Consider the following 14194-nt stretch of genomic DNA (forward strand, 5'->3'; position numbering starts at 1 on the left):
ACTGTCGTAAGAATATTCTGTAAATGGCCGGGAGCAGCACAGCATCGGCATGGTCTATTAAACTTGCCTGTTGTAACGATCGAGCGGCGAAAGGAGACGCTATGATTTTTCCCGCCCTGCAGGGCCTGCCCTTGCACCGCGTGCTGGTGCGTACCGTCAAGGAATTCCTCGACGACGAGATGTCCACTTATGCCTCGGCCCTGGCCTACCAGGCGCTATTCTCGCTATTCCCCTTCCTGCTGTTCCTGATCGCCCTGATCGGCTTCCTGCACCTGCCAGACTTCTTTTCCTGGTTGCGCCTGCAATCGGAACTGGTGCTGCCACCGCAGGCCCTGGAGCAGGTCAACCCGGTTATCGACCAGCTGCAACAGTCCAAGGGCGGGCTGCTGTCGGTCGGTATCGTCATCGCCCTGTGGACGGCATCTGCCGGCGTGCGCCTGATGATGAGTGCAATGAATGCGGCCTATGACGTGCCTGAGGGCCGTCCGGTATGGAAGCGTATTCCGCTGTCCATCTTCTACACCGTGGGCTTGGCCGGCATGCTGCTGGCGGCCGCCGCGCTGATGGTACTCGGCCCGCAGGTCATGGAATGGATCGCCTCCCAGGTTGGCATGGAGGAGTTCATCGTTACCTTGTGGACTGTGCTGCGCTGGCCGGTGATCGTCCTTTTGTTGATGGTGGCGGTGGCGCTGATCTACTACGTGATGCCGGATGTGAAACAGAAATTTCGCTTCATCACCCCGGGTTCGGTATTGGCGGTGGTGGTGTGGATCCTGGCTTCGCTGGGCTTCGCCTACTATGTGAAGACCTTCGCCGACTACAACGCCATGTATGGCAGTATTGGTGCAATCATCGTGCTGTTGCTGTATTTCTATATCTCGGCTGCCGTGCTGCTGCTTGGCGCCGAAATGAATGCCGTGATCGAGCACATGTCGGCCGAGGGCAAAGACCCGGGCGAGAAGGATTTCGACGGCGAAAAGCCCAAGGAAACCATCACCGTGCTGGGCCATGAGCACCCGAAACCGAGCGAGCCTCATACCTCCGAGCCTCAACCCCGATGATCCGCGAAATCCTGAAAATGGGCGATGAACGCCTGCTGCGCATCGCCCCTCCCGTACCCGAGCACATGCTCGGCAGTGCCGAGCTGCAGCTACTGATCGACGACATGTTCGAAACCATGCGCCACGTTGGCGGCGTGGGCCTGGCCGCGCCGCAAATCGGCATCGACCTGCAACTGGTGATCTTCGGCTTCGAACGCAGCGAGCGCTACCCGGATGCCGAGGCGGTGCCGCAGACCATCCTGCTGAACCCGGTCATCACGCCGACTTCCAGCGAGGTCGAGGACGGTTGGGAGGGCTGCCTGTCGGTGCCCGGTTTGCGTGGCGTGGTGCCGCGCTTCAAGCATATCTGCTACGAAGGCATCGACCCGCAGGGCAACCCGATCAGCTGCTTTGCCGACGGCTTCCATGCCCGGGTGGTGCAGCATGAGTGCGACCACCTGATCGGCCGCCTGTACCCGTCACGCATCCAGGACTTTGCCAAATTCGGCTACACCGAGGTGTTGTTCCCCGGGCTGGAAGTCAACGACGACTGACCCCGCTGCAGGGCTACCAGCCGTTTGCTGCGCTGGTAGCGTTGCAGGCGGCCGGCCAGGGCTTCTGGCAACTGCTGGGCCTGGTCGAAACCCAAGCGCTGGTAGAAGGGCGCCAGGTCCGGATGGCAGAACAGCCAGGTTGGCCCATCAGCCTGTGCCAGCGCCGCCTCGACCAATCGCCCAGCCACCCCTTGGCTGCGTTGCTGCGGCTCGACGAACAGGCCGGTCAGCCATAAACCTTCGCCCACTTTACTCAGGCTTAGCCCGGCGATGATGCCCGGGCCCCTGGCGACCCACAGTGCTGCATCGCTCGCGGCGCGCATGCGCGAGCCGTGCTGGCGGTAAAAGTGGTCCAGCAGCCGGCGTTCTGTGTTCGAAAGTTTCGAACACGATAAATTTTCAGAAATCACGGGCCCTACCCTGAAAGCTGACCAGAGGCTCTGGCTTAATGATTTGCAGCCATCTTGTCGCAGATTGTTGCAAATCCGGCAAGGGTGAATATCCGAGTTCGGGGTTCAACTATTGCTGGCCGAGAGTAGACTTTTATTCATCCCCCCTGGCAGTACGAAGCGGGATCGGTACTTCGTGCCCTCTTTTACCGAAGATGGCAACTTCTCCGCGCCGCACACGGCAATAGAAGTCAATCGATCAGCTTGAAAGCTCAAAAGGCAAACCCACATGAAACCATTACTGATTCTTGCATTGGTCGGTATGTCCTCGTTCGCCCTCGCCGATGAGGCCAAACCCGTCTCCAGCCAGCCTGTGGCCCAGCAGTACGACTACTCGATGAACCTCGACATCAAGCGGGTGATCAACCTGTCGACCATCCCCAATGTCTGCGAAGTGGTACCTGCGACCATGACCTATGAAGACCACCAGGGCCAGGTGCATACCCTCCAGTATCGTGCCATGGGTGAGGGTTGCCAGCAGGGGTGATCGACCTCTGTTCGATGTAGTTGCTGATGGCCCATCGCCGGCAAGCCAGCTCCCACAGGGTTATCGCAACATCTGAATGTTGTGCAACCCCAGTGGGAGCTGGCTTGCCGGCGATGGGGCCATCAGCATTCAGAATAATTTCCAATCCCTGTCGATTCCTCCCATTTCCGTTCGACCATAGCTGAAGGCACGCTCAACCGCGTGTCCAAACCTATGACCTGTCGGAGGAACCCCCGATGAGCACCGCAGCCGAAACCGAAATCCGCCAACTGATCGAGCGCTGGATGCAGGCCGTGCGCGATCGCGACATCCCCAACATCATCGCCCCCTATGCCGACGACATCGTCGCCTTCGATGCCATCCAGTCCCTGCAATTCAAAGGCAAGGCCGTGTACACGGCGCACTGGGAAATGTGCATGAACATGTGTACCGGTCCCATGGTCTTCGAGCTCGCCGAACTGACCGTGCATGCGGCCGGCGACCTGGCACTGGCCCACTGGCTGAACCGCTGCGGCCCGGGAGACGACGAAAGCCAGTGCGGCTTCATGCGCGCCACCGTGGGCTACCGTCGTCAGGGCGGCCAGTGGCAGGTAATCCACGAACACTGGTCGGCGCCTTTCGACATGGAAACGCAAAAAGCCCTGTTCGATCTCAAGCCCTGAGCCGTTATCGCCAAACGCACTTTGCCAATGCCCTGGAGGCGACCATGAAATACCTGTGCCTGGTCTATTGTGACGAGGGGCTGTTGCACAGCCTGCCCGACAGCCCGGAAGACGCCGAATGCATGGCTTACGCTGAAGCTGTCCACGGCTCCGGTCGAATGCTTGCGGCCGAGGCATTGAAGCCGGTGCAGACGGCCACTACGGTGCGCATGCGTAACGGGCACATGAGCCTGACCGACGGCCCGTTCGCCGAAACCAAGGAGCAGCTGGCCGGCTTTTACCTGGTCGAGGCCCGCGACCTTAATGAAGCGCTGAACATCGCCAAGGGCATCCCAGCCGCGCGGGTTGGCAGTGTCGAAGTGCGACCAGTGCGCGAACTGCAACCCTGACTGCCACGGAGAGACCCCAGCATGAGCCTTGCACCCCTTGCGCAAGCGCAACACGAGTTGTCCATCAGCCGCCTGATCGACGCCCCCCCGTCCAAGGTGTTCCGCGCCTGGACCGAACCCCACTGGCTGATGCAGTGGTGGGGGCCGCACGGCATGACCACCCCGGAGTGCGAGATGCAGTTGTGGGCCGGTGGCCTGTTCCGCACCCTGATGCGGGCGCCGGATGGCAGCGAGTACCCTAACCAGGGCGTGTTTCTGGAAATTGCCGCGCCGCGCCGGCTGGTGTTCACCGACGCTTTCGGCCCCGGCTGGGTGCCGTCCAACAAAGCGTTCATGACTGCCGTGATCAGCTTTGACGAAGAGCAGGGCAAAACCCGCTACACCGCCCGTGCCTGGCACTGGAATGCCGCAGACTGCCGGGCCCATGAGGAAATGGGCTTCCACCAGGGCTGGGGAGAAAGCCTGGACCGCCTGGTGGAGGTGGTGACCCAGCGGATGCCTGACTGATGGCGGCACCGGCGCAGGTGCGCACCGAGGTCGAGGCGGTGTACCGGGCTGAGTCGCGGCGCATCCTGGCGACGCTGATTCGCCTGCTGGGTGATTTCGACCTGGCCGAGGAGGCCATGCATGATGCCTTCTTCATTGCCGTCGAGCGCTGGCAGCACGACGGTATCCCCGCCAACCCGCGGGCATGGCTGGTATCTACAGGGCGCTTCAAGGCCATCGATGCGCTACGCCGGCGTGCCCGGTTCGACCGCTCCCAGGCTGACCTGAGCATGCTGCTCGACGGCCAGGCGCAAGACCCCAGTGAAGAAGAGCTGCTGGCAGACGACCGCCTGCGGTTGATCTTCACCTGCTGCCACCCGGCGCTGTCGGCCGATGCGCAGGTGCCACTGACCCTGCGCGAAGTCTGCGACCTGACCACCGAGCAGATCGCCCGTGCCTTCCTGCAAAGCCCTGCCACCATTGCCCAACGGATTGTCCGCGCCAAGGCCAAGATCCGCGATGCCGGCATCCCTTACCAGGTGCCGGAGCTGATTGAGCTGCCCGAGCGCCTGGAAAGCGTGTTGCGGGTGATTTACCTGGTGTTCAACGAAGGGTACTCAGCCTCTTCGGGGGAGGCACTTTTGCAGCAGGCATTGAGTGACGAGGCCATCCGCCTGGCGCGGTTGCTGGTTCAATTGCTGCCTGACCCGGAGGCAGTCGGCCTGCTGGCGCTGATGTTGCTGCAGGCGTCACGGCAACAGGCGCGCACGGATGGCCAAGGCAACCTGGTGCTGTTGGAGCAGCAGGACCGTAGCCTGTGGGACCAGCAACGCATCGCCGAGGGCTGCGAGCTGGTGCGTCAGGCCCTGCAAAGCCGCGGTTTTGGCACCTATAGCGTGCAAGCGGCAATTGCTGCGGTGCATGCCGAAGCGGCAACGGCTGAAGAGACGGACTGGGCCGAGATCGTCGGGCTGTATGACGTGTTGCAGCGGCATTGGCCGTCCGCCGTGGTGGAGCTTAACCGGGCGGTGGCGCTGGCCAAGCGGGATGGGCCGGCGGTTGGTTTGCGGGTGATTGAAGGCATTCTGGCACGGGGGGAGTTGCAGGACTATCACCTGGCGCATGCGGCGCGGGGTGAACTGCATTACCAGCTGGGGCAGCTTGAAGAGGCACGTGCGGCGTGGCGGCAGGCGCTGGCGCTGACCCGGCAAGCGCCTGAGCGCAGGCATATCGAGCGGCGGTTACAGGCTATGGATTGATGTTGGCATTGCTGGCCCTTTCGCGGCGGTTCGGCGCCCCGATGAACCCGCTCCTACAACATTCCGTGTAGGAGCGGGTTCATCGGGGCGCCGAACCGCCGCGAAGAGGCCGGTGCTGTTTACATCACATTTCAGCTAGCCACAAAATTCGGCGGCGACACCAGTTCGACGGTCTGCTGCTTGCGCGGCGCGAGGATCTCGGCCTCGCCCTGAACCACCAGCTCATCATTCTGGTTGTACACATTGGTGGCGATGCGCACCTTGAACTTTGGCAGTTTTTCGAGGATTTCCAGGCGTACGGTCAGGGTGTCGCCAATCTTCACCGGCTTCTGGAAGCTCATCTGCTGGCCCAGGTAGATGGTGCCAGGGCCAGGCAGGGTGCAGGCCACTGCCGCACTGATCAGCGCGCCACTGAACATGCCGTGGGCAATGCGCTCGCGGAACATGCTCTTGGCGGCGAACTCGGCGTCCAGGTGCACCGGGTTGTGGTCACCGGACATTGCCGCGAACAGCTGGATGTCGCGTTCTTCGACGGACTTCTTGTATTCCGCCTTCTGACCTACTTCGAGGGCTTCGTAAGGCGTGTTGGTGACCTGGGACATCGGGGCTTCCTTAAGCGGTAGGCGAGGGCGGCTATCATTCACTGCGCACAGGGCGGCCAAGGGCCAGCGCCTGTTCAAGCCAGCCGAGAATGTCGGCGGTGACCTCGTCACGGTTGGTTTCGTTGAGTAATTCATGCCGCGCTTCAGGATAGACGCGCAGCTGTACATGTCGATTGCCGGTCGCGCGCAGGGCGTCGGCCAGATGGGTGAGACGCTTGCCGGCACTGACCGGATCACATTCCCCACCGATTACCAGCATGGGCAGGTTCGGATCGATCTGCGCGAGGTTACTCGGCTGGCTGATCTGCGCCAAGCCTTGCAGCAGGTCGAGCCACAGCTGGTTGCTGCAGCGAAAGCCGCACAGCGGGTCATTGACGTACAGGTCGACCTCGGCCGGGTCGCGGCTGAGCCAGTCGAAGGCTGTACGGTTGGGCTTGAAGGCCTTGTTGAACGAGCCGAACGACAACCACTCGATCAGTGCGCTTTTACCCAGCGGCCCTTGGCGCCAGGCCTCCAGCCGGGCAATCAGGCGGGCCAGGCGATACAGCGTGGCCGGCTGGTAATTGGAGCCGCTGAGGATCGCCCCGTGCAGGCTGCCACTGTGGTGCAGCAGGTAGGCCTGGGCGATGTAGCTGCCCATGCTGTGGCCGAACAGGAACAGCGGCGTGCACGGGTATTGCTGGCCGATGTGCTGGGCCAGGCGGCCGAGGTCGTTGACCACGGCATTCCAGCCATGTTGGCGGGCGAACAGGCCGAGGCTGCTCTGTTCGGCAGTGCGCCCGTGGCCACGCTGGTCGGCGGCGAACAGGGCAAAGCCGGCCTCGCTCAGAGCCTGGCCCAGGCGCTGGTAGCGCCCGGCATGCTCGGCCATGCCATGGGCCAGCAGCACCACGGCTTTTACCGGCGTGGCCGGCAGCCATTGGTGTACGTACAGGCTGCAGTGCTCGCTGGCGGGTAGCCAGAAGGCGTCGTGGGGCATGGCGGGTCCTTGTGCGCACGGGTACCCGGACAGTGTATGCACAACCGGCCGGATTGCAGGAAGGGCACAAATAAGATTCACAATGTTAATGGCGGCACTTGGCGTGTATGCCACCTCGGGCTTACCTGCTAACGTCGGATCAACGCCTTTTTGCCATCAGGCATTCAGGTAAAGGACTAAAGGACGCAGTGCAGGTCCAGGCAGAGGAACAATAATAAATGCAAGCCGACTTCTGGAATGACAAGCGCCCGGCGGGCGTGCCTTCCACCATCGACATCAATGCCTACGCCTCGGTCGTCGAGGTGTTCGAGCGCTCCTGCAAGCGCTTTGCCGATCGCCCGGCATTCAGCAACCTGGGCGTGACCCTGAGCTACGCGGAACTGGAGCGCCATTCGGCGGCCTTTGCCGCCTGGCTGCAGCAGCACACCGACCTCAAGCCCGGCGACCGTATCGCGGTGCAGATGCCCAACGTGCTGCAGTATCCGATTGCCGTGTTCGGCGCCATGCGCGCGGGGCTGATCGTGGTCAACACCAACCCGCTGTACACCGAGCGCGAGATGCGCCACCAGTTCAAGGACAGCGGCGCGCGTGCGCTGGTGTACCTGAACATGTTCGGTAAACGGGTGCAGGAGGTGCTGCCCGACACCGGTATCGAGTACCTGATCGAGGCGAAGATGGGCGACCTGCTGCCGGCCGCCAAAGGCTGGCTGGTCAATACCGTGGTCGACAAGCTGAAGAAGATGGTGCCGGCCTACCAGCTGCCGCAGGCCATAGCGTTCAAGCAGGTGCTGCGCGAGGGGCGCGGGCTGACACCGAAACCGGTGCCGCTGAGCTTGGACGACATCGCCGTGCTGCAGTACACCGGTGGCACCACTGGCCTGGCCAAGGGGGCGATGCTCACCCACGGCAACCTGGTGGCCAACATGCTGCAGGTGCTGGCCTGCTTTTCGCAGCATGGGCCAGATGGGCAGAAGCTGCTCAAGGACGGCCAGGAGGTAATGATCGCGCCGCTGCCGCTGTACCACATCTATGCCTTTACCGCGAACTGCATGTGCATGATGGTCACCGGCAACCACAACGTGCTGATCACCAACCCGCGGGATATCCCCGGCTTTATCAAGGAGCTGGGCAAGTGGCGATTCTCCGCGTTGCTGGGGCTCAATACCCTGTTCGTGGCGCTGATGGATCACCCAGGCTTCCGCCAGCTGGACTTCTCGGCGTTGAAGGTCACCAACTCCGGCGGCACGGCGCTGGTCAAGGCCACTGCCGAGCGGTGGGAGGCGCTTACCGGCTGCCGCATCGTCGAAGGTTACGGCCTGACCGAAACCTCGCCGGTAGCCAGTACCAACCCCTATGGCCAACTGGCGCGGCTGGGCACGGTGGGTATCCCGGTGGCGGGCACCGCGTTCAAGGTCATCGACGATGACGGCAACGAAATGCCGTTGGGCGAGCGTGGCGAGTTGTGCATCAAGGGGCCGCAGGTGATGAAGGGCTACTGGCAGCAGCCTGAGGCCACCGCCCAGGCCCTGGATGCCGAAGGCTGGTTCAAGACCGGTGATATCGCAGTGATCGACCCGGATGGCTTTACCCGCATTGTCGACCGCAAGAAGGACATGATCATCGTCTCGGGTTTCAACGTGTACCCCAACGAGATCGAGGACGTGATGATGGGCCACCCCAAGGTCGCCAACTGCGCCGCCATCGGCGTGCCGGACGAGCGTTCCGGCGAGGCCGTGAAGCTGTTCGTGGTGCCGCGTGAGGCCGGGCTGAGCGTGGAAGAGCTCAAGGCCTACTGCAAGGCCAACTTCACCGGCTACAAAGTGCCCAAGCACATCGTGCTGCGCGATTCGCTGCCGATGACGCCGGTGGGCAAGATTCTGCGGCGGGAGCTTCGTGATATAGCTTAGTGCCGTGTTGGCTTCGTTCGCGGGTAAACCCGCTCCTACACCGTCCAATGTAGGAGCGGGTTCACCCGCGAAGGCCCTCAAACAGCTCTAACAAGCTAATCACAGCCCAATCTGCGACATTTTGGTCAATTACTCTAAAAATGACCTGTATTCTTCATTGAGTCATTTTTGTGACCGCAAGGCCTGTTTTGGCCTCTAGGCGACCCCAGGCAAAGCTGTTACTCTCGGCCCGCTTTCTGATGATCCGGTTTGCAACGAACCGTCATCTCATATCAATAATAAGCGCATCGACGCGTGAATCGAACTTCGCTGTTGCTGAAGGAGTGGGCTTCCATGATCGAAAATTTTTGGAAGGATAAGTACCCAGCCGGGATTACGGCGGAAATCAATCCTGACGAATTTCCCAATATCCAGGCGGTACTCAAGCAATCCTGCCAACGCTTTGCCGACAAACCGGCCTTTAGCAACCTGGGCAAGACTATCACTTATGGCGAGTTGTATGCGCTGTCGGGGGCCTTTGCCGCCTGGCTGCAGCAGCATACCGACCTCAAGCCGGGTGACCGCATTGCCGTGCAACTGCCCAATGTCCTGCAGTACCCGGTTGCGGTGTTCGGTGCCATGCGCGCCGGGCTGATCGTGGTCAACACCAACCCGCTGTACACCGTGCGGGAAATGGAACACCAGTTCAACGACTCTGGCGCCAAGGCCCTGGTGTGCCTGGCCAACATGGCCCACCTGGCTGAAAAGGTGGTGCCCAAGACCCAGGTCAAGCACGTCATCGTCACCGAAGTGGCCGACCTGCTGCCGCCAATCAAGCGCCTGCTGATCAACAGCGTGATCAAGTACGTGAAGAAGATGGTCCCGGCCTACAACCTGCCGCAGGCCGTGCGCTTTAACGACGCGCTGGCGCTGGGCAAGGGCCAGCCGGTGACCGAGGCCAACCCGCAGGCCAACGACGTGGCGGTGCTGCAATACACAGGCGGCACCACCGGCGTGGCCAAGGGCGCCATGCTGACCCACCGCAACCTGGTGGCCAACATGCTGCAGTGCCGGGCGCTGATGGGCTCGAACCTGCACGAAGGCTGCGAAATCCTGATTACCCCGCTGCCGCTGTACCACATCTACGCCTTTACCTTCCATTGCATGGCCATGATGCTGATCGGCAACCACAACGTGCTGATCAGCAACCCGCGTGACCTGCCGGCCATGGTCAAGGAACTGGGCAAGTGGAAGTTCAGCGGCTTTGTCGGCCTTAACACCTTGTTCGTTGCCCTGTGCAACAACGAGGCGTTCCGCGCCCTGGACTTCTCCGCGTTGAAAATCACCCTGTCGGGCGGCATGGCATTGCAGCTGAGCGTGGCCGAGCGCTGGAAAGCCGTTACCGGCTGCGCCATCTGCGAAGGCTATGGCATGACCGAAACCAGCCCGGTGGCGGCGGTGAACCCGGCCGAGGCCAACCAGGTCGGCACCATCGGTATTCCGGTACCGTCCACCTTGTGCAAGGTCATCGATGACGCCGGCATCGAGCTGCCGTTGGGCGAAGTAGGCGAGCTGTGCGTCAAGGGCCCGCAGGTGATGAAAGGCTACTGGCAGCGCGAAGACGCTACTGCCGAAATCCTCGACAGCCAAGGCTGGCTGAAGACTGGCGACATCGCCCTGATCCAGCCTGACGGCTACATGCGCATTGTCGACCGCAAGAAGGACATGATCCTGGTTTCGGGCTTCAACGTGTACCCCAACGAACTGGAAGATGTGCTGGCAGCCTTGCCGGGCGTACTGCAGTGCGCAGCCATTGGTGTGCCGGACGAGAAGTCGGGTGAAGTGATCAAGGTGTTCATCGTGGTCAAGCCGGGCATGACCGTGACCAAGGAGCAGGTGATGGAGCACATGCGTGCCAACGTGACCGGCTACAAGGTGCCACGCCAGATCGAGTTCCGCGATTCGCTGCCGACCACCAACGTGGGCAAGATTCTGCGCCGCGAGCTGCGTGATGAAGAGCTGAAGAAGCAGGGGCTGAAGAAGATCGCGTAATCCCAGGGTTACGCGGTCCCTGTAGGAGCGGCCTTGTGTCGCGATCGGGCCGCAAAGCGGACCCAGAAAATTCAGCATTAAAGCTGGGACCCTGGGGCCGCTTCGCGGCCCGATCGCGACACAAGGCCGCTCCTACAAAGGTTGCGTACAGTCTGGATTCAGCGCAGTTTTTCAAGCATCTGGTAATACCACATCCCCGCCGCCAGCAGCGGGTTCCCCAGCAAATCCCCCATCGGCACCCGCACATGCTTGCACTGGGCAAAGGTGTCGAATTGCTCCAGCGTCCCGGTCAGCGCCTCGGCCATGATCTCGCCCATGATGTGGCTGGTGGCAATCCCATGCCCTGAATAGCCCTGGCAGTACCACACGTTGTCCGACAGCTTGCCCAGCTGCGGGATGCGGTTGACCACGATGCCCATGGCGCAGCTCCACTGGAACTCGATCGGCACGCCTTTCAAGGCCGGGAAAGTGCGCTCGATGCACGGGCGCAGTTCGCCTTCGATATCCCGTGAGTCACGCCCGGAATAGTTGGCGCCGCCGCCGAACAGCAGGCGCTTGTCGGCCGTCAGGCGGTAGTAGTCGAGCACGAAGCGGCAGTCGTATACCGCCAGGTCCTGCGGGTTGATCTGCTCGGCCAACTCGCCCAGTGGCGCCGTGGTGACAATGCCACCCATGGCCGGGAAGATCTTGCCCTTCAGCTGGCGCTTTTCCAGCTTGTGATACACATCGCCGGCCAGCATCACCTGGCGGGCCTCGACCCGGCCATGGGCTGTGACCACCGCCGGGCGCGGGCCGTGGACGATGTCCAGCACTTCGGAGTTCTCGAAAATCAGTGCGCCCAGGCTGTGCGCGGCACGGGCTTCGCCCAGGCACAGGTTGAGCGGGTGCAGGTGCAGGTTGCGCAGGTTCTTCAACGCGCCCTGATACAGCGGGCTCTGCAAGTGCTCGGCCACTGCCGTGCGGTCTAGTAGCTGCACCTGTTCGCCCATGCCCCGGCGATGGGCTTCGGCTTCGAAGGCGCGCAGCTCGTTCATGTGCGAAGGCTTCATGGCCGCATGCAGGTGGCCGCGCTTGAGGTCGCAGTCGATGCCGTAGCGCGCCACACGCTGCTCGATTACCTGGTGGCCGCGCCAGCGCAGGTGCCAGATAAAGTCGTCGACATCGGCGCCCAGGTGGTTGCGCATCTGTGTGCGCATGGCCTCGTCGCCCGACAGGCTGCCGGTGACCTGGCCGCCATTGCGGCCGCTGGCGCCCCAGCCGATGCGGTTGGTTTCGACGATAGCGACCTTCAGGCCGCGTTCGGCCAGTTCGATTGCCGTGGCCACGCCGGTGAAGCCGCCGCCGATGATCGCCACATCCACCTGCACCGTGCCCTTCAGTTGCGGGTACGCGGTGTGGTCGTTGAGGGTGGCGCTGTAGTAGGACGGCGCGCGCTGCGCCGGGCCGTTGTTCAATGCTGCGTTCATGGGTGTTCCTTGTTATGTAGGGGCTCAGGCCTGGTGCAGGTACCAGCGCCAGTCCTGTTCGCTGACTTCGGCCATGAACTGACGGTACTCGGCGCGCTTGACCTTCAGGTACACGCCGAGGAAGTCTTCGCCCAATGCCTCGCGGGCCCAATGCGACTGCTGCAGGGCGTCGAGGGCGGTCAGCCAGTCGGTGGGCAGGTGTTCGGTGGCCTGTGCATAACCGTTGCCTTCCACCGGGGCGCCCGGGTCCAGCTGTTCGCGAATGCCGCGGTGGCTGGCAGCAAGAATGGCCGCGGCGGCAAGGTAGGGGTTGGCGTCGGCACCGCAAATGCGGTGCTCTACGTGCCGGCTGTTGGCCGGGCCACCCGGTACGCGCAGGCTCACGGTGCGGTTGTCGACGCCCCAGGTCGGCGCCAATGGCGCATAGCTGTTGGCCTGGAAGCGGCGGAACGAGTTGGCGTTGGGGCAGAACAGCAACAGCGAGTCACGCAGGTGGCGCAGCATGCCGGCCACGGCCTGGCGCAGCAGCGGGGTGCCGGCCTTGTCGTCGCTGGCGAACAGGTTGTTGCCGGCGCTGTCGGCCAGGCTCAGGTGCATGTGCATGCCGGTGCCGGCCAGCTGGGCGAACGGTTTGGCCATGAAGCAGGCCTGCATGCCGTGGGCATGGGCCACCCCTTTGACCAGGCGCTTGTAGCGCACCGCCTGGTCCATCGCTTGCAGCGCGTCACCGTGCTCCAGGGTGATTTCCACCTGGCCCGGGGCGTACTCGGAAATGGCCGTGCGCGCCGGAATGCCCTGGGCCTTGCAGGCGGCGTACAGGTCGGCCAGGAACGGCTCGATCTGTTCCAGTTCGCGCAGCCCATAGACCTGGGTGCTGCGGGGGCGGCCACCGTCGTTGTCCAGCGCCGGTTGCGGGCGACCCTGGGCATCACGCTGCTGGTCGAGCAGGTAGAACTCCAGCTCGCAGGCCATGACCGGGTGGTAGCCGTCGGCCTTCAGTGCCTCGATGGTGCGCAGCAGCACATGGCGCGGGTCGGCGATGCTGGCCGGCAGGCCCTCGTTCGGGTGCATGCTGACCTGCACGGCGGCGGTCGGCACCCGGCGCCAGGGCAGGCGCACCAGGCTGCCTTCAAGCGGGTAGGCGCGGCAGTCGATATCGCCCACATCCCAGACCAGCCCGGAGTTTTCCACGTCATCGCCGTTCAGGGTCAGGCCGAGGATGGTGCTGGGCAGCGGGCGGCCGGTCTGGTACACGGCCAGCAGTTCGTCGCGGTGCAGCAGCTTGCCGCGGGGCACGCCGTTGGCGTCGAGGATGAACAGTTCGAACAGCTCGATATCGGGGTTGTCGGCCAGGAAACGGCTGGCTTGCTCTACGGGTGCAAAGTGCATGATGGATTCGCTCACGGGCGCACAGGGCCACCGCGCAGGCAGGCGGCCCAGTTGAGTCAAACGGCCAGGTGGTGGCCGGGTTTGGTCACAATGGCGTGAGCGAGGTGTCCGGTGGGCGCGCGTGGCGGCAGTGCCACAAGGCCCAGAAGGCGAGAATGATGTGCACCAGCGGATTTTCCCCGGCACGGCTCCGGGCCTTCGGTAGCGAAGGGCGTGAAGACGGTGGGGCGATGGGCTGGGCGGGAGTCATGCCTTTGATACTCACATGCGGCTTAAGGTTGATTAAAGCAGTGAATGGCAACCTTTACATAAGCTCTTGCTAAACTTTCAGCCACTGTGCGATCCCTTGTAGGAGCGGCCTTGCGTCGCGATGGGCTGCGGTAGCAGCCCCAAGATCTGCGCCCCGGCACAAATCCACGGGGCTGCTGCGCAGCCCATCGCGACGCAAGGCCGCTCCTACAGGGTGCGCGCCAGCCTGGACAGCAAAGCAGGCC

At 62.8% G+C, this 14194-nt stretch carries 14 protein-coding genes; 9 read left to right on the top strand and 5 right to left on the bottom strand.

Annotated features, from left to right (window positions below; all coding sequences use genetic code 11):
• Window positions 1-101: 101 nt before the first annotated feature.
• A complete protein-coding gene (locus ACIP02_RS04265; RefSeq protein ID WP_400613559.1) occupies window positions 102-1061 on the top strand; it encodes a YihY/virulence factor BrkB family protein in 960 nt (319 codons plus the stop codon).
• Complete coding sequence (gene def, locus ACIP02_RS04270; protein ID WP_400613561.1) at window positions 1058-1594, top strand: peptide deformylase; 537 nt, start codon at window positions 1058-1060, stop codon at window positions 1592-1594. The genes ACIP02_RS04265 and def overlap by 4 nt, the downstream gene beginning before the upstream one ends.
• Here def and ACIP02_RS04275 read toward each other — a convergent pair.
• Entirely contained in the window at window positions 1549-1917 is a 369-nt protein-coding gene (locus ACIP02_RS04275) for a GNAT family N-acetyltransferase (protein ID WP_400613563.1), read from the bottom strand. The two genes, def and ACIP02_RS04275, sit on opposite strands and share 46 nt — an antisense overlap.
• A gap of 355 nt (window positions 1918-2272) precedes the next feature.
• On the opposite strand from ACIP02_RS04275, the gene ACIP02_RS04280 reads away from it, so the two are divergent.
• The 5 genes from ACIP02_RS04280 to ACIP02_RS04300 all read left to right on the top strand — a co-directional run bounded on the left by ACIP02_RS04280 (window position 2273) and on the right by ACIP02_RS04300 (window position 5326).
• Window positions 2273-2530, top strand: a complete 258-nt coding sequence (locus ACIP02_RS04280) for a DUF2790 domain-containing protein (RefSeq protein ID WP_280346105.1) — start codon at window positions 2273-2275, stop codon at window positions 2528-2530.
• Between the two features lie 236 nt (window positions 2531-2766).
• Window positions 2767-3192 carry a nuclear transport factor 2 family protein gene (locus ACIP02_RS04285; protein WP_201205284.1) on the top strand — a complete coding sequence of 142 codons (426 nt, stop codon included), beginning with the start codon at window positions 2767-2769 and terminating at the stop codon, window positions 3190-3192.
• A gap of 44 nt (window positions 3193-3236) precedes the next feature.
• On the top strand, window positions 3237-3581 hold the full coding sequence (locus ACIP02_RS04290) for a YciI family protein (protein WP_400613566.1): 345 nt from the start codon (window positions 3237-3239) through the stop codon (window positions 3579-3581).
• 21 nt (window positions 3582-3602) lie between these two features.
• Window positions 3603-4088: an SRPBCC family protein gene (locus tag ACIP02_RS04295; protein WP_400613568.1), complete on the top strand. Its 486-nt coding sequence runs from the start codon at window positions 3603-3605 to the stop codon at window positions 4086-4088.
• Complete coding sequence (locus tag ACIP02_RS04300; protein ID WP_400613571.1) at window positions 4088-5326, top strand: RNA polymerase sigma factor; 1239 nt, start codon at window positions 4088-4090, stop codon at window positions 5324-5326. Before ACIP02_RS04295 ends, ACIP02_RS04300 begins: the two co-directional genes overlap by 1 nt.
• A gap of 131 nt (window positions 5327-5457) precedes the next feature.
• On the opposite strand, the gene ACIP02_RS04305 is transcribed toward ACIP02_RS04300, so the two are convergent.
• Together ACIP02_RS04305 and ACIP02_RS04310 are read right to left on the bottom strand one after the other, a co-directional pair.
• Window positions 5458-5928 (bottom strand): MaoC family dehydratase, encoded by a 471-nt coding sequence (locus ACIP02_RS04305; protein WP_012273633.1) that lies wholly within the window; start codon window positions 5926-5928, stop codon window positions 5458-5460.
• A gap of 34 nt (window positions 5929-5962) precedes the next feature.
• Window positions 5963-6907, bottom strand: a complete 945-nt coding sequence (locus tag ACIP02_RS04310) for a lysophospholipase (protein WP_400613574.1) — start codon at window positions 6905-6907, stop codon at window positions 5963-5965.
• 218 nt (window positions 6908-7125) lie between these two features.
• Between ACIP02_RS04310 and fadD2 the strand changes: the two genes are divergently transcribed.
• The gene (fadD2, locus tag ACIP02_RS04315; RefSeq protein WP_400613577.1) at window positions 7126-8814 is read left to right on the top strand and encodes a long-chain-fatty-acid--CoA ligase FadD2; all 1689 of its coding nucleotides are present in this window, start codon (window positions 7126-7128) and stop codon (window positions 8812-8814) included.
• A gap of 333 nt (window positions 8815-9147) precedes the next feature.
• Window positions 9148-10845, top strand: coding sequence for a long-chain-fatty-acid--CoA ligase FadD1 (fadD1, locus tag ACIP02_RS04320; RefSeq protein ID WP_400613580.1), 1698 nt, complete (start codon window positions 9148-9150; stop codon window positions 10843-10845).
• Between the two features lie 158 nt (window positions 10846-11003).
• Here the strand turns inward: fadD1 and ACIP02_RS04325 are convergent, their stop codons facing one another.
• Window positions 11004-12311: an NAD(P)/FAD-dependent oxidoreductase gene (locus ACIP02_RS04325; RefSeq protein ID WP_400613583.1), complete on the bottom strand. Its 1308-nt coding sequence runs from the start codon at window positions 12309-12311 to the stop codon at window positions 11004-11006.
• A gap of 24 nt (window positions 12312-12335) precedes the next feature.
• Window positions 12336-13700 (bottom strand): glutamine synthetase family protein, encoded by a 1365-nt coding sequence (locus ACIP02_RS04330; RefSeq protein ID WP_400613585.1) that lies wholly within the window; start codon window positions 13698-13700, stop codon window positions 12336-12338.
• Window positions 13701-14194: the final 494 nt, after the last annotated feature.

It is taken from the genome of Pseudomonas sp. NPDC089408 (assembly GCF_044749445.1).
Taxonomy (GTDB): Bacteria; Pseudomonadota; Gammaproteobacteria; order Pseudomonadales; family Pseudomonadaceae; genus Aquipseudomonas.